The following is a 17,859-nucleotide window of genomic DNA, read 5'->3' on the forward strand; positions in this document are numbered from 1 at the left end:
GACCGCTCCCTCCCGGGAGGGAACCCGTCCCGTAGGGACTTCTGCGAGGATCGTCGGGTGCGTGTGCTGGCCCCGCTGGTGAGGCGGTCGACCTACCGCCGATGGGTTTACCTGATCCTCGGCGGTGCCCTGCTGGTGCCCTACCTCATCCTGGTCACCGTCGCGGTCCCGTCGATGCTGCCGCTCGCGGCCACAGTGGACACCGCGATGGTGATCGGGGTCGTGCTGGCACTGCTGGTGATGCTGGTGACGTCGTTCATCCCCGCGGTGCGGGTGCTGGAGGGCGCGGCCGTGCGGGAACTGCTCGACGATCCGGTGCCCGGCGTGACGTTCGGCCCCGCCGGGAGCTGGTCGGTACGGCTGCGGTCCGGCGCGATGTTCCTGCTGCACGTGGTGGCCGGTGGCATCGTGAGCTTCCTCAGCCTGATCGTGCCGGTGTTCCTGGTGCTCAGCATCATCGGGGTGTTCACCGGCAAATGGGCCATCGGCACACCGGACGGCCTCGAGGTGCCCATCGGCTGGCCCGGCGTGTGGGTCCCGGCACTGCTGGTCGTCGCCGTTGTCGCGCTGATCTACCTCACCGCGGGGGTCGGCGCCCTGCTGGCCAGGGCGGCGGCCGCGCTGCTGGGCGTGTCGGCGGGCGATCGCATCGCCGAGCTGGAGAAGCGGACCGAGCGCCTGGCCGAACGCAACCGGCTGGCCCGCGAGCTGCACGACTCGGTCGGGCACGCGCTCAGCGTGGTCACCCTGCAGGCGGGGGCCGCCCGGCGGATTCTGCGCGACGACCCCGACGGAGCCGAACGGTCGCTGCTGGCCATCGAGGACTCCGCCAGGGCCGCACTGGACGACCTGGACCACGTGCTGGGCCTGCTGCGCGACGAGAAGGCGGGGACCCGGCCGCAGGCCGGGCTCGCCGAACTGCCCGCGCTGCTGTCGGCCACCCGGCTGTCCGGCGCCACCGTGCACGACGACGTGCGGGGCGACCTGGCAGCGGTTCCCGCCGTGGTGTCCCGCGAGGCGTACCGCATCGTCCAGGAATGCCTGACCAACGCCCTGCGGCACGCCGGTAAGGTCCCGGTCACGCTGGTGCTCGACGTGGGCGCCGACGTGCTGGAGCTGACGGTCACCAATCCCGCCACCGACGTGCCGCGGCGCCGGGTACGCGGCGGGCGGGGGCTGCGGGGCATGGCGGAACGGGTCGACGTGCTGCGCGGGGAGTACCGTGCCGGCCGACGGGGTGAACAGTGGGAGGTCGCGGTGCGACTGCCGTGGGGGACAGCGACATGACCATCGACGTGCTGCTGGTGGACGACGAGCAGCTGATCCGCGCCGGCCTGCGGGCTATCGTCGACTCCGAACCGGACCTGCGGGTGGTCGGCGAGGCCGGGGACGGCGCCGAGGTGCCGGGCCTGGTGTCGCGACTGCGGCCGCACGTCGTGCTGATGGACGTGCGCATGCCCGCGGTCGACGGGATCCGCGCCACCGAGCACCTGATGTCCACAATGGACCAGCCGCCGAAGGTGATCGTGGTGACGACCTTCGAGAACGACGACTACGTCTACGACGCGCTGCGCGCCGGCGCGTCCGGTTTCCTGCTCAAACGCGCGCGGCCGGAGGAGATCGTCTCCGCGGTGCAGACCGTCGTGCACGGCGAGTCCCTGCTGTTCCCCGCGGCGATCCGCAGGCTGGCCGCCCGCAACACCCCCGGCTCGGGCCGGGACCGGCTGGCCAAGGCCGGGCTGACCGAACGGGAGGCCGAGGTGCTGCGGCTGATGGCCACCGGGCAGTCCAATGTGGAGATCGCGGGCACGTTGTTCCTCGGTGTGCAGACGGTGAAGACCCACGTCGGCAACGTGCTGAGCAAACTCGGGGCGCGTGACCGCACGCAGGCGGTGATCAGGGCGTTCGAGTCCGGCTTCGTCGACCCGGCCTGACCGGCAGCGCCAGCCCCGCGCGCAGCCGCCACGGCGACGCGCCGAACAACGCGGCCATCGCCCGTGCCGTGCCCGGCAGGTCGTCCCTGCCGCCGGTGTAGGCGTGGCGAAGTGGCGCGGGCAGCGTGAAGAACAGCTCGAAGAACTCTGGGACGCGCCGCGGCGGCAGCGCGGTGAGCGCGGCCAGGCCGTGCCGGCGCAGTGCGTGGACCGCCCGGGCGGCCGGTGGCCAGATCACCCTGGCCGCGGCGGTCCTGGCGGCGCCGGGATCCGCGGCTACGGCGGCCGCGACGGCGGGCGCCAGGCGCAGCGTGGTGGCGAGGCTGTAGCCCGTGGCCGGGTGCACCAGCCCGGCGGCGGCACCGAACGGGACGGCCGCGCCCCGGGTCGTGGCCGGAAGGTCCAGCGGGATGCGGACCCGTTCGGGCGGCCCGGCCGCGGCGATCCCGGCCGCGGTGAGCCGTGCCCGCAGGCGGCCGGCCAGTACCGCCGGGGCGAGCCCGGGCGCGCCGGCCAGGTCGGTCTCCTCCACCAGCACCCTGCCCTCGCCCAGCGGCACGGCGTAGAGGAACGTCGGGGTGGCCAGCCCGTCCGGCCGGGGACCCGGGTGCCAGTCCATGAACACCACGTCGTGCCCGCCGGTCAGCGCGGCCGCGTCGGCCACCGGGAGGCCGTACGCGGTCTGGTTGCGGGCCGCCCGGCGGGCGCCGGTCGCGTCGAACGCCGCGGCGGCGGCGAGGCGGCGGCCGTCCGCCAGCGTCACCGTGACACCCGCCGGGCCGGCTTCGGCCCCGGCCAGGCGACCGGTGACGAACCGGATCTCCGGGTGGCTCAGCCACCGCCGCAGCCCGGCGTTGTCGGCGATCAGGTACTCGCCGTCCAGCCGGTGGGTGGTCACGGCGGTGGCGACGACGTCCCGGCTCGCCGCGGCGACGGCGGACGCGGGCAGGTCCGGCACCTCGTCGCGCCACAGGCCGTAGGTGGCCGGCCACGGCCGTCGCGGAGCCGGGTCGACCAGCGTCGTCGCCAGGCCCAGCCGGGCACACGCACCCGCCAGCGCCACACCGGCGGGACCCGCTCCGGCCACGATCACGTCCGTCACGGGCTCCCACGTTACGGTGGGCCCATGAACGACCTCGATCCCCGGGCCTGGCGGCGTGACGGCGTCGCGGCGGACGCGGAGCTGGCCACCACCCCGTTCCGGATCGACCGGGACCGCATCGCGGCCTCACCGTTCTTCGCCCGGCTCGGCGGGGTCACGCAGGTGGTCAGCGCGTCCGGGTCGGGTCTGCTGCACAACCGGCTCACGCACAGCCTGAAGGTCGCGCAGGTCGCCAGGGCGATCGCCGAGCGGCTCGGGACCGGGGTGGACACCGCGCAGCTGGCGGCCAAGCTGGGCGGCTGCGACCCGGACGTCGCCGAGGCGGCGGCGCTGGCCCACGATCTGGGCCATCCGCCGTTCGGGCACCTGGGGGAGCGGGTGCTGGACCGCATCGCCCGCCACCGTTACGGCCTGACCGACGGCTTCGAGGGCAACGCGCAGACCTTCCGCATCATCACCACCACCGACGTGCGCGGACCGTCCGCGGTGGGCCTCGACCTGACCGCGGCCGTGCGCGCGGCCGTGCTGAAGTACCCGTGGGCGCGGCGGCACCGGCCCTCGCCGCACCCGTCGACGATGCGCATCCCGCCCCGGGGCGCGGCCGAGCCCGCCGACGCCGTCGGCACCGGGTCGAGCAAGTTCTCCGCCTACTGCACCGAACTGGACGACTTCGAGCAGGCACGGGCGCCGTTCGCCGAGCGGATCGAGCCGTGGCAGCAGACGGTCGAGGCGTCCGTGATGGACACCGCGGACGACATCGCCTACGCCATCCACGACCTGCAGGACTTCCACCGCATCGGCGTGCTGCAGCACGCGTCGGTGGCGGCGGAGCTGGGGCAGTGGGTGGACCGGCTGGGCGAGCTGGCCGGGCTGGACACCGCGGAGCTGGCGGCCGACCAGCGGCAGCCGGGCCGGTCGCTGGAGGCGCTGCGGCGGCGCCTGCACGCCAAGGACGGCTGGATCGTCGACGACGACGCGTTCGCGCACGCCGTCGCGCGGGTGCGTTCGGAGCTGGTGGACGACCTGCTGGCCAGCCCGTTCGACGGCTCCATCGAGGCCGAGCGGGCCACGGCGGCGTTCTTCGCCAGGTGGACCGCGCGGCTGGTGGACGGCGTCACGCTGACCGCGGCGCCGTCGACCCGTTCCGGTCACGTCACGCTGCGACCCGCCCAGTGGCACGAGGTGCAGGTGCTGAAGTTCGTGCACCGGCGGTTCGTCCTGCTGCGGCCCGACCTGGCGCTGCACCAGCGCGGGCAGGCCAGCCTGCTGTCCTCGCTGGTCGACGCGCTGGACGCGTGGCTGGGCGACCGCGAGGAGGCGTCCCGCCTGCCGCGGCGGCTGCACGACCTGGTCGAGCTGGCGCACGGGGAGTACACGGCGCTGGCCCGGTCGGCGCCCGAGCTGCTGGTCGGGCCGGCCGGTGAGCCGGTGACCGGACGCGACGAGCTGTACGGCCTGGCCCGCGGCAGGGCGGTGGTGGACTTCGTCGCCTCGCTCACCGACAAGCAGGCGGTGACGCTGCTGGACGCCCTGTCCGGCCGCGCCGCACAGCCCTGGTCGGACTCGTTCGTCCTCTGACGGGCTCCCGTCCCGGCCACAGCACGTGAAGGCCACCTTCATTACGTGTGACGTGGTGAAGGTGGCCTTCACGAGCTTCGTCGCCACCGTCGTGTGAGTGTCACTCCAACGGGTGCTGCCTGTCGCCACTGTGGGTACTTACGCTGACTCAGCCGGTGATCACCGGCATCGGTCTGCGTGAGTCGGGGCACGCGCCTAGGAATCGGAGGCGCACGTGCGTCGAACGTCCCTCACCCGCAGGAGACCGCAGGCGGTACTCGCCGCGCTCACCTGCCTCGTCACCGCCGTGGGGCTCGCGGCACCCGCGACGGCCGAGCAGCCCGCACCGGGCGAGCTCACCGACACGATGTTGAGCCAGATCGCCGCCCTGCAGCAGCTCAAGCGCTCGCAGACCCCGGCCGAGTCCAAGGTGGACAGCCGGCTGGTCGTCGAGAAGCGGCTGCGCGAGGGCGGGCTGCGGAGCACTCCGCTGAGCGCGCTTTCCACTGGGGCCAAGGTTTCCCAGCAGGGCACCGTCGAGGTCGACATCCGGGCGACCGCTGTCACCGACGGCCTGCTGACCGCGCTCGCCCAGCTCGGCGGCACCGCCCGCGTCGTGTCACACAAGGCGAGCAGCATCCGCGCCGCCCTGCCGCTGGACGCCGTGGCCCGGCTCGCCGAGCGGTCCGACGTCCGCGCCGTCGAGGCCGCCGGCGGCGCGATGACCGCCCGGCAGGCCAACGAACCCGCCGCGCCGGTCACCTCCGACACGCCACGGGACAAGGAGGCCGACGCGGCGTCGGTCGCCGCCGAGGTCGGCCAGGCCATGCGCGTGCGGGCCGGTGCGGTGACCAGCCAGGGCGACCGCGCCCACAACGCCGACACCGCACGCCAGCAGTACGGCGTCACCGGCGCCGGGGTGAAGATCTGCGCGCTGTCCGACGGCGTCGGCTCGCTGGCCGCCTCGCAGGCGCGCGGTGAGCTGCCCGCCCGCGTCGACGTGCTGCCCGGGCAGGCGGGCACCGGCAACGAGGGCACCGCGATGCTGGAGATCCTGCACGACGTCGCGCCCGGCGCCGAGCTGGGCTTCGCCACGGCGTTCAGCTCCGACGCGGGATTCGCCGACAACATCCGCAAGCTGCGCTTCGACGCCGGCTGCGACGTGATCGTCGACGACGTCCTGTACTTCAAGGAAAGCCCGTTCCAGGACTGGATCATCGCCCAGGCCGTGAACGAGGTGACCGCCGACGGCGCGCTCTACTTCTCCTCGGCGGGCAACGAGGGCAACACCACCGACGGCACCTCGGGCCACTGGGAGGGCGATTTCGTCGACTCCGGCCAGCAGGCCGGCAAGTTCGTCGGCGCCGCCCACGACTTCGCCGGTGCCGCGGGCACCCAGATCTTCCAGCCCGTCTCGGCGGCCTCGTCGGCGAACGTCCCGGTGACGCTGCACTGGTCGGACCCGCTCGGCAGGTCCGCCAACGACTACGACCTGTACCTGTTCAACGCCACGGGCGGGGTCGTCGCGTTCAGCCAGGCCAACCAGACCGGCACCCAGGACCCGTACGAGCGGCTCAACACTCCGCTGGGCGGCGGCAGCGGCCTGCGCCTGGCGGTGGTGAAGTACTCCGGCGAGAACCGGTACCTGTCGCTGTCCGCGCTGCGTGGCCGGTTCTCCGACTCGCCCGACGGCCTGAAGGCCTACACCACGCCCGGTGTCACCGTCGGCCATTCGGCCGCCCGGCAGGCGTTCAGTGTCGCCGCCACCCCGGCCGCCACGCCACTGGGCAGGCCGCTGGAGCCGGGCGACCCGGCCAACCCGGCCGGCCCGTTCCCCGGTTCGTTCGGCCCGGGCAGCCAGGTCGAGCGGTTCGAGTCCGACGGCCCGCGCCGGATGTTCTACGAGGCCGACGGAACGGCGATCACGCCGGGCAACGTGTCGGCCAGCGGGGGAGAGGTGCGGCAGAAGCCGGACCTGACCGCGGCCGACGGCACCGCCACCAGCGTCACCGGCTTCAACCCGTTCTTCGGCACCTCGGCGGCGGCACCGCACGCCGCGGCCATCGCCGGGCTCGTGCTGTCCGGCAACCCGGGCATGCACCCGAAGGAGGTACGGGAGGCACTGATCGCCACCGCGCAGGACATCGAGGCACCGGGCGTCGACGGGGTCAGCGGCGCGGGCGTGATCCTCGCCGACCGGGTGCTGGCCCACACCGGTGCCAGCCCGCAGCCGGTGGCCACGGCCCAGCGCCCGATGGTGACCCCCAACGACGGCGGCGGCCACCTCGATCCCGGCGACACGGCCAGGGTCATGCTGCCGGTGACCAACAGCGGTGACGGTGCCGCGGTGTCCACCAGCGTGCTGCTGACCAGCCCGACGCCCGGGGTGACCGTGGCGCCGCGGTCGAAGTTCTACGGCACGATCAGCCCGAAACAGACCGGTGTCAACGAGTTCACGCTGACCGTCCCGCCCGCCCATGAGCCGGGCGTGCCGGTCGTGCTGCGGGCCAGGGTCACCTTCGCCGGTGCCCACTCGCCGACCGAGGTGGAGTTCCCGGTGCCGGTCGGCAGGCCGTCCGACGTCACCCAGCACTTCGCCTACGCGGGGGAACCGGTGGCGATCCCGGACGACAGCGAGGTCGGCGCCAGCGTGCGGATTCCGGTGACCGGGGTGGGCCGGGCGTGGAAGGTGTCCGTGTCCATCGACGGCACCACGTGCAGCACCGACCAGAACTCCACGACGGTGGGCATCAACCACTCGTTCGTGGGAGATCTGGTCGGCACGCTGACCACGCCGGGTGGCGCCACGGCCACGCTGTTCTCCGAGTCCGGCGGCGGTGGCAACAACCTGTGCCAGGTGGTGTTCGCCGACGGCGCGGCACGGGCGTTCAGCACCGTCGGGGCGAGCGACGCGCCCTACACCGGCACGTACGCGCCGGTCTCGCCGCTGGCGACCGCGGAGCGGGTGGACGGGACGTGGACGTTCACCGCGAAGGACGTGGCCGGCGGCGACATCGGCTCCATCCGGTCGGTGTCGCTGCACCTCAACGGCTACCAGGCCGCCCCGCGCAGCCCTGTCCTCGTCCAGCCGGGGGTGGGCAACGGGCCGGTGCGGCCGCTCTAGCTCTACGGTGACCGGGTGGCGAAGGTACGGCAGGCGGCGGGCGGCGGACGGGTCGTCGAGGTGGACCCGCGCCGGCTGGCCGGCTGGTTCGACCGCTTCGCCACCCGCAACGACGGGGTCACCGCCACCACCCTGGCGGCGGAGACGGTCCGGGTGACAGGTGGGAACGGTACGACCGCGACGGCGGCCGTGCCGTTCCCGCCGCTGGCCGGGACCGGCGAGCACGACGGGCTGGTGGTCGGCCCGCTGATCGAGCACGCCGGTGTGCCGCGCACCGTCGGCCTGCTGCTGGTCCGCCTCGGCGGCCACAGCGTGGGCCTGGCCCGCGACGGTGCCGTGCTGGTGTCGCGGACCGACCGGCGCCTCGTGCACGGCCGCAGCGCCGCCGGCGGCTGGTCCCAGCAGCGGTTCGCCCGCAGGCGCGAGGGGCAGGCGAGGCAGGCCCTGCGGGCCGCCGCCGAGGACGCCTTGGCGGTACTGGGTTCGCGACTGTCCGAACTGGACGCCGTGGTGCTCGGCGGGGACCGCAGGGCGCTGGACGAACTGCGGGCGGACCGCCGGCTGGAGCCGGTGTTCGCGCTGGCCGTGTCCCGGGTGCTCGACATCCCCGAGCCGCGGCGCACCGTGCTCGACGACGCCGCCGAGCGGGCGTTCGCGGTGGAGATCACCGTCCGCGACGGGTGAGCCCGCCCACGCCGGGGAAAATCGGTGGACACCGGCCCGTATCCTGGGGAACGTGGACATTCAGCTGGAGTAGCGCCGCGCCCGCGTGCCGACACCGCGGGCGATCCCGTGCTTCCCGTCCACCCCTGTAGTCCAGGAGTTTCCCTTGATCACGGCCACCGGCCTCGAGCTGCGCGCCGGCTCGCGCATCCTGCTCGCCGACACCGCGCTGCGTATCCAGTCCGGCGACCGCATCGGCCTCGTCGGGCGCAACGGCGCCGGCAAGACCACGACCCTGAAGGTGCTCGCCGGGGAAGGCGAGCCCTACGCGGGCGAGGTCCGGCACGGCGGCGAACTCGGCTACCTGCCGCAGGACCCGCGTGAGGGCGACCTGTCGGTCACCGCGAAGGACCGCGTGCTGTCCGCGCGCGGACTCGACACGTTGCTGCGCGACATGGAGAAGGCCCAGTCGGCGATGTCGGAGCTGGTCGACGACACCGAGCGGGACCGTGCCGTGCGCCGCTACGGCAGGCTGGAGGAGCGGTTCGCCGCGCTCGGCGGGTACGCCGCGGAGAGCGAGGCGGCGCGGATCTGTTCCAACCTCGGCCTGCCCGACCGGGTGCTGGCGCAGACGCTGGGCACGCTGTCCGGCGGCCAGCGGCGCCGCGTCGAGCTGGCGCGGATCCTGTTCGCCGCGTCCGAGGCGGGCGCAGGCGGCAAGTCCGACACGATCCTGCTGCTGGACGAGCCGACCAACCACCTCGACGCCGACTCGATCACCTGGCTGCGCGGCTTCCTCAAGGCCCACGAGGGCGGGCTCGTGGTGATCAGCCACGACGTCGAGCTGCTGGCCGAGGTGGTCAACAAGGTGTGGTTCCTCGACGCCACGCGGGGCGAGCTGGACCACTACAACATGACCTGGAAGCGGTATCAGGAAGCGCGGGCCACCGACGAGAAGCGCAGGCGCCGCGAGCGGGCCAACGCGGAGAAGAAGGCCGCCGCGCTGCAGCAGCAGGCGGCCAAGCTCGGCGCGAAGGCGACCAAGGCCGTCGCGGCGAAGAACATGGCGCGGCGGGCCGAGCAGATGCTGGCCAACCTCGACGAGACGCGGCAGGCCGACAAGGTCGCGCACATCAAGTTCCCCGCGCCCGCCCCCTGCGGCCGGACCCCGCTGACCGCCGAGGGACTGTCCAAGTCCTACGGCTCGCTGGAGATCTTCACCGGCGTCGACCTCGCCATCGACCGCGGGTCGAAGGTCGTCGTGCTCGGGCTCAACGGCGCGGGCAAGACCACGCTGCTGCGCCTGCTGGGCGGCATGGAGACCGCCGACACCGGCGCGGTGGAGGCCGGGCACGGGCTGCGGCTGGGTTACTACGCGCAGGAACACGAGACGCTCGACCACGACGCCACGGTGTGGGAGAACATCCGGCACCTCGCGCCGGACACCGGTGCGCAGGAGCTGCGGAACCTGCTCGGCTCGTTCCTGTTCAGCGGCGAGCAGCTGGACCAGACGGCCGGCACGCTCTCGGGTGGTGAGAAGACCAGGCTGGCGCTGGCCGGCCTGGTGTCCAGCGCGGCCAACGTGCTGCTGCTCGACGAGCCCACCAACAACCTGGACCCGGCCAGCCGGGAACAGGTGCTGAGCGCGCTGCGCAGCTACACCGGCGCCGTCGTCCTGGTGACCCACGACCCCGGTGCGGTCGAGGCGCTGGAGCCGGAGCGGGTCATCCTGCTGCCCGACGGCACCGAGGACCACTGGTCGGCGGACTATCTGGATCTCGTGCAACTCGCGTGACGGCTTTTTTGCCGTCAATGGGTGCGGAGGGTGTACTAGTCCTGCGGATACGTCCCGAGTTGATCTCGTGATCGTGTTGTTAGTTGATGTTGAACAAACACACTGGAATGGCCCAATGTCATAGCGGTTTCGGAAGGTTTTTCGCCCGTCGTCTGGCAATCCGGGCTGCGGTGTTCGATCATTGCGGCGGCAGGGGGCCGTATGTGGCCCAAAGCACTCTCAGGCGGAAGGCGGAGAGACGTGGCTGACCTCAAGAAGGGCGCGCGGATCACCGGAAACACGCGCGACAAGCTGGCCGCTGACCTGAAGAAGAAATACGAGAAGGGCGCGAGCATTCGTGCGCTCGCCGAGTCGACTGGACGGTCGTACGGATTCGTCCACAGGGTGCTTTCCGAATCCGGCGTTCAGCTGCGCGGCCGTGGCGGCGCGACGCGGGTCAAGAAGAAGTAGCGTCCGCGCGCTGTCGCGCGCCGGTGAAGGCCAGCGACGCGCCCAGTAGCACCGCCGGGTACACCAGGTAGCCGAAGCGGCTCGCCGGGGTGAGCAGAATCAGCGTCCCCATGCCGACGGCCATCCGCCACATCGCGTCCGCGGCCGTGGTCGGTGGGTGCCGCAGCACCCACCAGCCGATGGCCAGCCCCGCCACGCCGATCAGGACGAACACGAGCGCCTGACCGACCGGTCCGGTGCCGGCGAGCAGCTGCCCGGGAAACGGACTCGCGGCAGGCGAGGCGACCTGGCCCATGCCGAGCGGGAACCACACCACGTGCTCGGCGAACGCCCTGGGGTTCACCAGTGCCACCGGAACGTTGACCGCGGCGGTCACCGCGGCGAACGCGAGCACGAACCTGCCCAGCGCGGGCCCGCCCAGCCGCGCGGCGATCACCACGGCCACGACGATCGCCGTCGGCAGCGCGGTGGCCTTGGCGTTGACGACCAGCGCGGCCACGACCGCCGCGGCGAGCGGCCGGTCGGCGACGGCCAGCGCCGCGGACAGCACGATCAGGCCGAGGATCGCCAGATCCGGCGCGGCGGTGGCGAAGGTCAGCGCCGTCAGCGGGAACACGACGGCCAGCTGTGCCGCGCCGACCGGTACGGTCCGGACCCGCAGCAGCCTCAGGGCGGCCCAGCCGCACGCGACCGCGGTGAGCACGAACATCAGCCTGGCGTCGGTGAGCGCGTCGGTCACCGGCGTGCCGCCGAACAATGCCCTCGGCAGGCCGAACACCGGCATCAGCGGGCCGTAGGGCGTGTAGTCGTTCACCTCGGGCGGCCGGGGCAGCGCCGCGATGTCGGTGTAGGGCGTGCCGGTGTCCAGCAGCAGCCGGGCCGACCGCTCGATCACCCAGACCTCCGGCTGCGCGCTCCACGACCACGGCGTGATCAGCCAGTCGCGGCCGGTCAGCCTGCGCACCACCAGCATCACCAGCGGAGCCAGCATGCCGACCACGGCCACCGAGCCGATGCCGAACCAGCGGGACCGCAGCCAGGCCGGCGCGCCCTGGCCGAGTCCGGTCAGCCGCCAGGCCGTGTGCAGGAACGCCAGCCCGTATCCGGCGAGTGCGAAGTTGCCCCAGATCCGGAACCCGTAGAACTCGTTGGTCAGCGCCAGCGTCAGCGCGTACCCGGCGCAGCCCAGGTAGAACAGCAGGTCGACCAGCAGCGGCCGGGCCCGCAGACCGGCGACGAGACGCACCATGCGGGCAGGTTATCGAGACCGCCGCGGCACGGTTCGGGCACATCGGAAGATTTCTCGCCGAATCGGGAAGAACCAGGTGGCACCCGGCGTTGGCCAGGACATATCCGCAGAAAAGCTCAACTAATATAGAAGTTTCTGGGAGGATCGGGGATGGACAACGTCTGGTCGTTGTGGAATTCCGCGATGCGAGCGGACGAGGCCCCGAAGGGCCTGCGCAAGGGCACGGTCCGCAGGGTGGCCCGGTTCGCCAGACCGCACTGGCGGCGGCTGAGCTGGTTCGTCGTGCTGACCGTCATCGGCGCCGGCCTCGCGGTGAGCACGCCGCTGCTGGCCGGCAAGGTGGTGGACGCGATCTTCGCGGGCCAGGACGCCGGACTGGTGGTCGGGCTGGCCGGGCTCATCGCCGTGGTCGCACTGGTGGACGCCGGGATCGGCCTGGTCGAGCGGTGGCAGTCCGCGCACATCGGGGAAGGGCTCATCTTCGACCTTCGCCGCGCGGTGTTCGAGCACGTGCAGCGGATGCCGGTGGCGTTCTTCACCCGCACCCGCACCGGCGCGCTGGTGAGCAGGCTGAACAACGACGTGATCGGCGCCCAGCGCACGTTCACCGCGACGCTGTCCGGCCTGGTCACCAACGTGATCCAGCTGGCGCTGTCGCTGGTGGTCATGATGGCGCTGTCCTGGCAGGTGACGTTGCTGGCGCTGGTGCTGCTGCCGGTGTTCGTGCTGCCCGCCCGCCGGATCGGCAGGCGCATGGCCGACCTGCAGCGTGAGTCCGCCGGGCTGAACGCGTCGATGACCACGCAGATGACCGAGCGCTTCTCCGCGCCGGGCGCGACGCTGGTCAAGCTGTTCGGACGGCCGAAGGCCGAGGTCGACGAGTTCGGCGAGCGCGCGGGCCGGGTCCGCGACATCGGCGTGCGGACCGCGATGCTGACCCGCTGGTTCATGACCAGCCTGACGCTGGTGTCCGCGCTCGCGCAGGCGCTGGTGTACGGCCTGGGCGGCTGGCTGGCGCTGCGCGGCGAGCTGGCCCCCGGCGCCGTGGTGGCGCTGGCCCTGCTGCTCACCCAGCTCTACGCCCCGCTGACCGCGCTGGCCAACGTCCGGGTCGACGTGATGACCGCGCTGGTGTCGTTCGAGCGGGTCTTCGAGGTGCTCGACGTCAAGCCGATGATCACCGAGCCCGCCGACCCGAAGCGGGTACCGGCGGGCGGGGTCGCGGTCGAGTTCGACGACGTCCGCTTCGGCTACCCCTCGCCGGACCGCTACTCGCTGGCCTCCCTGGAGGAAGTGGCCACAGTGGGCAATCGCGGTGGCGAGGAAGTGCTGCACGGCATCAGCTTCCGCGCCGAACCGGGGCAGATGGTGGCGCTCGTGGGGTCGTCGGGCGCCGGCAAGTCGACGATCGCAGGCCTGCTTCCCCGGCTCTACGACGTGGACGAGGGCGCGGTGCGGGTCGGCGGCGTCGACGTGCGCGAGCTGAGCTTCGAGTCGCTGCGCGAGACCATCGGCGTGGTCACCCAGGACGGGCACCTGTTCCACGACACGATCCGGGCCAACCTCGCCTACGCCAAGCCGGGCGTCGCCGAGGACGAGCTGTGGGACGCGCTGGAGCGGGCGCGGCTGGCCGAGCTGGTGCGCAGCCTGCCGGACGGGCTGGACACGATGGTCGGCGAGCGCGGCTACCGGCTCTCCGGCGGCGAGCGGCAGCGGCTGACCATCGCCAGGCTCCTGCTGGCCCAGCCCAGGGTCGTCGTGCTGGACGAGGCGACGGCGCACCTGGACACCGCGTCCGAGGCCGCGGTGGGCGAGGCGCTGACCAGCGCGCTGGCCGGCCGGACGTCGCTGGTGATCGCGCACCGGCTGTCGACCGTGCGGGCAGCCGACCTGATCCTGGTGATCGAGGACGGCACCGTCGTCGAACGCGGCACCCACGACGAGCTGATCGCGCTGGACGGCCGGTACGCCGAACTGCACCGCACCCAGTTCCTCGACCGCCCGGTGGCCGAGGCCGCCTAACCGAGGCAGCTGTAGAGCGCGGCGACCAGCGCGAGCTTGCGCGGGTCGTCGCGCAGCAGCGGGCCCATCTGGTTCATCACGTAGCCGAAGCCGACGCCGGCCTCCGGGTCGGCGCCGCCGCTGGAGCCGCCGAAGCCGTCGTGGCCGAACGCCAGCGGGTTGGGCCCGAAGCCGCGTTCCTCGCTGCCGAGGTAGAACCCGAGCGCCCACTCGTTGGGCAGCCCGCCGACCACGTCGACCTCCCGACCCTGGCCGGCCCGCGCGGTGGCCAGCGCGGCGTCGGACAGCAGCCGCTGCGACCCGTCGGCCAGCGCCCCGTAGATCGTGGCCACGGCACGGGCGGTGCCGTGGCCGTTGAGCGCGGGCAGTTCCGCCCGCCGCCAGTCGTCGGCGTTGGCGTGGTGGCCCTCCACGCGCGGGTTGGCCATCGCCGCGAGCGCCACCGGGCCCGCGTTGGCGAACGCCGTCGCCAGTGCCTGCGCGGCAGCCGAGGTGAGCACCGGCTCGATCATCGACGAGCAGCGCGGCAGGTCGGCGTCGCCGAGCCCGAGGACGAAGTCGGCGCCCAGCGGGCCGGCGACGTGCTCGGCCAGGTACTCGCCTGCGGTCTGCCCGCTGACCCGGCGGATCACCTCGCCGACGAGGAAACCGTAGGACAGCGCGTGGTAGCCGCTGGCCGTTCCCGGCGCGAACAACGGCGCCTGCGCGGCCAGCAGGCCGGTGATGTGCTCCCAGTCGTAGAGCTCCTCGACGGTGACCGGGCGGTCCAGCCCGATACCGACCACACCGGAGCGGTGGGAGAGCAGCCAGCGCACCGGGATGGCGTCCTTGCCCTCGGCGGCGAACTCGGGCCAGTAGCGGGCGACGGGCGCGTCCAGGTCCAGCTCGCCGCGGTCGGCCAGCTGGTGGGCGGCGATCGCCACGACGCCCTTGGTGGTCGACCAGACGTTGGTGAGCGTGTCCTCCCGCCACGGCACGGTCCGCTCCGCGTCGGCCCAGCCCGCCCACAGGTCGACCACCAGCTCACCGCCGACGGTGACGGCGACCGCCGCGCCGACCTCGCCGCGGTCGGCGAAGTTGCGCTCGAACGCCTCCCGGACCGGTTCGAAACCGGGCGCGCACCGGCCGTTCACCGCAGGGCCGGGATGCGCTCCTGGTACCGCTCGCGCAGCCGGATGTTGGCCTGGTCGCCACCGTCCACGTTGGAACTTTTCCACAGTGGAACCTCCACGTTCTCCGACGCAGCCAGGTCAAGAGTCGACACTAGGATCAGGTTCCACAGGTACGCGTTGACCACAGTGGACAGCGGTGCGGTGACGGGCGAGTCCTCGGGGTAGCTCGCGTCGCCGGGGCGGATACCGGAGTCGAGCACCACCGACGCCTCCTCGACCAGGGTGCTGCCCGCACGGCGGGGTGCCACCGCGACCGAGTCGACCGACGTCACCGCCACCACCCGGGTGCCGGCCGCGCGTGCGGTCGCGGCCAGCTCCACCGGGTACGGGTTGACCCCGGAGGTGGAGAAGACCACGAGCAGGTCCTGCGGCCCCGGCGCGGGCCCGGCCAGCACCTCGGCGGCCAGACCCGAGCGGCGCTCGGTCAGCGTGCTGCTGTGCGCGCCGTGCAGCGGCAGCAGATCGGGGTGGTACAGCGGGTACACGCACGCCAGCCCGCCCGCCCGGTAGAACGTCTCCGCGACGGCGGCCAGCGAGTGGCCCGCGCCCGCGGTGTAGATCAGCGCGTCGGCCCGGATGCAGTCCACCACCAGCCGTGCTGTCTCGGCGATCCGGTCGGTGTTGCGATCCTCCGCACGCGCCAGCGCGTCGGTGGCCAGGCCGCCGAGTCGAGTGGTCTGCACCACAGTGCCCCTTCCGGTCGGGTTCGTGATCCGAATCCACCTTGCCACGATCACCACGCTGCGGGGAGGCTGCGGGAATGAACGACGACCGAATGGTGGCGGCACCGGCCGATCACCCGGTGCTGTCCGTGCGCAGGCCGCCGGGCGCGGTCACCGGGATCGCGCTGGTCCTGCACGGCGGCGCCGAGCACGACACCGAGCGGGTCCGGCCATGGCGGCTGGCCTACCTGCGGATGGTGCCGTTCGCGCGGGACCTGTTCCGCGCGGGCGGCCGCCACGGACTGGCCGTCGGCCTGCTGCGCAACCGGCTGCGTGGCTGGAACGAGCCGGCGCTCGATCCGGTTGTGGACACCCGGTGGGCGCTGGAACGCCTGCGAGCGGACCATCCGGACGTCCCGATCGTGCTGCTGGGCCACTCGCTCGGCGGCCGCGTCGCGTTGCGGGTGGCCGACGATCCGGCGGTGACCGGGGCCTGCGCGCTGGCGCCGTGGACCCCGGCAGGCGAACCGGTGGAGCCGGCCGCCGGCCGCAGGGTGCTCGTCGCGCACGGCACCAGGGACCGCGTCACCAGCGCGGCCGAGTCGCACGCGTTCTGTCTGCGGGCCGCCGCCCTGGCCGCCGGGATTGTCCGGTTCGAGGTCACCGACGAGGGACACTCCATGGTGCGCAGGCCCTCCGTGTGGACCCGGCTGGCCCGGGCTTTCACACTGGAGACACTGGCGCTGCCCACCGACGCCACGCTCGGCGGAGTGTGGAGTAAACCGGAGGCAGAACGGTTGCGAATCCGGATCTGACCCCGACAACAGAATCAAGGGAGGACAGTCGTGAGCACATCGAGCGTCGAATCGCCGAACCCGGCAGCGGGCCAGCGCTGGCCGGGACTCGCGACACCGCCGAGGGCGCCGTGGCGTGCCCGCATCGCCGAGGCGTTGTTCCGCAGGGCCGTGCGCCCCCTCGACGTGCGGATCACCCTGCCCGACGGCAGCACGCTGGGCGCGGGCGGCGCGGGCGCGCCCGAGATGCGGCTGCGCAGGCCCGCCGCGTTCTTCCACCGGCTGGGTGCCGACACGAAGATCGGCTTCGGCGAGGCGTACATGGTGGGGGACTGGACCACCGACGCGCTGGCCGAGTTGCTGACGCCGTTCGCCGAGCGGATGGCGACGCTGATTCCCCCTGTGCTGCAACGGTTCCGGCGGCTCGTCGAGCGGCAGCAGCCGCGCGGTGAGCGGAACACGGTCGAGGGCGCCCGGTCCAACATCCACCGTCACTACGACCTGTCCAACGACCTGTTCGCCACCTTCCTCGACGAGACGATGACCTACTCGTCGGCGCTGTTCGCGCCCGGCGAGGACGACCTCGCCGCCGCCCAGCGGCGCAAGATCGACGGCGTGCTGGACTACGCGGGCGTCCGCGAGGGCAGCAGGGTGCTGGAGATCGGGACCGGCTGGGGCGAGCTGGCGCTGCGCGCCGCGGGCAGGGGAGCGCGGGTCACCTCGCTCACCATCTCCACCGAGCAGCGCAAGCTGGCCACCGAGCGGATCGCCGCGGCGGGCCTGGCCGACCGGGTCGACGTGCAGCTGCGCGACTACCGGCACGCCGAGGGCGAGTACGACGCCGTGGTCAGCGTGGAGATGATCGAGGCGGTCGGCGCGGCGTACTGGCCGACGTTCTTCGACACCGTCGGCAGGCGGCTACGGCCGGGCGGGAAGTTCGGCATCCAGGCCATCACCATGGCCCACGACCGGATGCTGGCCGCGGCCGACACCTACACCTGGGTCCACAAGTACATCTTCCCCGGCGGGCTCATCCCTTCGGTGGAGTCGGTCCAGCGCGGCGTCGCCGAGCACGGCGGGCTGCGGCTGCAGGCGGTGCGGGAGTTCGGCCAGGACTACGCCCGCACGCTGCGCATGTGGCGGGACCGGTTCACCCAGCGCTGGAACGACGTGGCCGCGCTCGGCTTCGACGAGGTGTTCCGCCGGATGTGGGAGTTCTACCTGGCCTATTCCGAGGCGGGCTTCCGGTCCGGCTACCTCAAGGTTCACCAGTTCGGCTTCGCCAAACCGGCCGAAACAACCACTTAGGGGTGTCGGGCGTCCCTAGTTCGACGG

Annotated in this window: 14 protein-coding genes; 10 read left to right on the forward strand and 4 right to left on the reverse strand. The window is 72.9% G+C overall.

Annotated elements, in window-relative coordinates:
* Positions 1-57: 57 nt before the first annotated feature.
* Both EWH70_RS01025 and EWH70_RS01030 read left to right on the forward strand, forming a co-directional pair.
* A complete protein-coding gene (locus EWH70_RS01025) occupies positions 58-1,287 on the forward strand; it encodes a sensor histidine kinase (RefSeq protein ID WP_130473280.1) in 1,230 nt (409 codons plus the stop codon).
* The gene (locus EWH70_RS01030) at positions 1,284-1,934 is read left to right on the forward strand and encodes a response regulator transcription factor (protein ID WP_130473281.1); all 651 of its coding nucleotides are present in this window, start codon (positions 1,284-1,286) and stop codon (positions 1,932-1,934) included. The genes EWH70_RS01025 and EWH70_RS01030 overlap by 4 nt, the downstream gene beginning before the upstream one ends.
* Here the strand turns inward: EWH70_RS01030 and EWH70_RS01035 are convergent.
* Positions 1,897-3,036 (reverse strand): lycopene cyclase family protein, encoded by a 1,140-nt coding sequence (locus tag EWH70_RS01035; RefSeq protein ID WP_130473282.1) that lies wholly within the window; start codon positions 3,034-3,036, stop codon positions 1,897-1,899. The genes EWH70_RS01030 and EWH70_RS01035 overlap by 38 nt on opposite strands.
* 24 nt (positions 3,037-3,060) lie before the next feature.
* Between EWH70_RS01035 and EWH70_RS01040 the strand changes: the two genes are divergently transcribed.
* From EWH70_RS01040 to EWH70_RS01060, 5 genes are all read left to right on the forward strand, one after another.
* Positions 3,061-4,614: a deoxyguanosinetriphosphate triphosphohydrolase family protein gene (locus tag EWH70_RS01040; RefSeq protein ID WP_130473283.1), complete on the forward strand. Its 1,554-nt coding sequence runs from the start codon at positions 3,061-3,063 to the stop codon at positions 4,612-4,614.
* Between the two features lie 214 nt (positions 4,615-4,828).
* Entirely contained in the window at positions 4,829-7,717 is a 2,889-nt protein-coding gene (locus tag EWH70_RS01045) for a S8 family serine peptidase (protein ID WP_420809020.1), read from the forward strand.
* 15 nt (positions 7,718-7,732) lie between these two features.
* Positions 7,733-8,401, forward strand: coding sequence for an acVLRF1 family peptidyl-tRNA hydrolase (locus EWH70_RS01050; protein ID WP_130473284.1), 669 nt, complete (start codon positions 7,733-7,735; stop codon positions 8,399-8,401).
* A gap of 145 nt (positions 8,402-8,546) precedes the next feature.
* Entirely contained in the window at positions 8,547-10,175 is a 1,629-nt protein-coding gene (locus EWH70_RS01055) for an ABC-F family ATP-binding cassette domain-containing protein (RefSeq protein ID WP_130473285.1), read from the forward strand.
* 240 nt (positions 10,176-10,415) lie between these two features.
* Positions 10,416-10,625, forward strand: coding sequence for a helix-turn-helix domain-containing protein (locus EWH70_RS01060; RefSeq protein ID WP_005437638.1), 210 nt, complete (start codon positions 10,416-10,418; stop codon positions 10,623-10,625).
* Here EWH70_RS01060 and EWH70_RS01065 read toward each other — a convergent pair.
* Positions 10,612-11,874: an MptA/MptB family glycosyltransferase gene (locus EWH70_RS01065; protein ID WP_130473286.1), complete on the reverse strand. Its 1,263-nt coding sequence runs from the start codon at positions 11,872-11,874 to the stop codon at positions 10,612-10,614. The genes EWH70_RS01060 and EWH70_RS01065 overlap by 14 nt on opposite strands.
* A gap of 150 nt (positions 11,875-12,024) precedes the next feature.
* On the opposite strand from EWH70_RS01065, the gene EWH70_RS01070 reads away from it, so the two are divergent.
* Entirely contained in the window at positions 12,025-13,896 is a 1,872-nt protein-coding gene (locus EWH70_RS01070; RefSeq protein WP_130473287.1) for an ABC transporter ATP-binding protein, read from the forward strand.
* On the opposite strand, the gene EWH70_RS01075 is transcribed toward EWH70_RS01070, so the two are convergent.
* Positions 13,893-15,029: a serine hydrolase domain-containing protein gene (locus EWH70_RS01075; protein ID WP_130473288.1), complete on the reverse strand. Its 1,137-nt coding sequence runs from the start codon at positions 15,027-15,029 to the stop codon at positions 13,893-13,895. The genes EWH70_RS01070 and EWH70_RS01075 overlap by 4 nt on opposite strands.
* Positions 15,026-15,754 carry a sugar isomerase domain-containing protein gene (locus tag EWH70_RS01080; RefSeq protein ID WP_130473669.1) on the reverse strand — a complete coding sequence of 243 codons (729 nt, stop codon included), beginning with the start codon at positions 15,752-15,754 and terminating at the stop codon, positions 15,026-15,028. Before EWH70_RS01080 ends, EWH70_RS01075 begins: the two co-directional genes overlap by 4 nt.
* A gap of 74 nt (positions 15,755-15,828) precedes the next feature.
* Here EWH70_RS01080 and EWH70_RS01085 point away from each other — a divergent pair, with 74 nt between their 5' ends.
* Together EWH70_RS01085 and EWH70_RS01090 are read left to right on the forward strand one after the other, a co-directional pair.
* The gene (locus EWH70_RS01085) at positions 15,829-16,545 is read left to right on the forward strand and encodes an alpha/beta hydrolase (RefSeq protein WP_240686721.1); all 717 of its coding nucleotides are present in this window, start codon (positions 15,829-15,831) and stop codon (positions 16,543-16,545) included.
* A 30-nt stretch (positions 16,546-16,575) separates the two neighbouring features.
* Positions 16,576-17,832, forward strand: a complete 1,257-nt coding sequence (locus EWH70_RS01090) for an SAM-dependent methyltransferase (RefSeq protein ID WP_130473289.1) — start codon at positions 16,576-16,578, stop codon at positions 17,830-17,832.
* Positions 17,833-17,859: the final 27 nt, after the last annotated feature.

The sequence above is a fragment of the Amycolatopsis suaedae genome (assembly GCF_004214935.1).
In the GTDB taxonomy this organism is placed as follows: Bacteria; Actinomycetota; Actinomycetes; order Mycobacteriales; family Pseudonocardiaceae; genus Amycolatopsis; species Amycolatopsis suaedae.

Excerpts from the sequence above, each read along its gene's own strand:
- EWH70_RS01070 (WP_130473287.1), top strand. The coding sequence starts at position 12,025 with ATGGACAACGTCTGGTCGTTGTGGAATTCCGCGATGCGAGCGGACGAG.
- EWH70_RS01030 (WP_130473281.1), top strand. The coding sequence starts at position 1,284 with ATGACCATCGACGTGCTGCTGGTGGACGACGAGCAGCTGATCCGCGCC.
- EWH70_RS01065 (WP_130473286.1), bottom strand. The coding sequence starts at position 11,874 with ATGGTGCGTCTCGTCGCCGGTCTGCGGGCCCGGCCGCTGCTGGTCGAC.
- EWH70_RS01040 (WP_130473283.1), top strand. The coding sequence starts at position 3,061 with ATGAACGACCTCGATCCCCGGGCCTGGCGGCGTGACGGCGTCGCGGCG.
- EWH70_RS01085 (WP_240686721.1), top strand. The coding sequence starts at position 15,829 with ATGAACGACGACCGAATGGTGGCGGCACCGGCCGATCACCCGGTGCTG.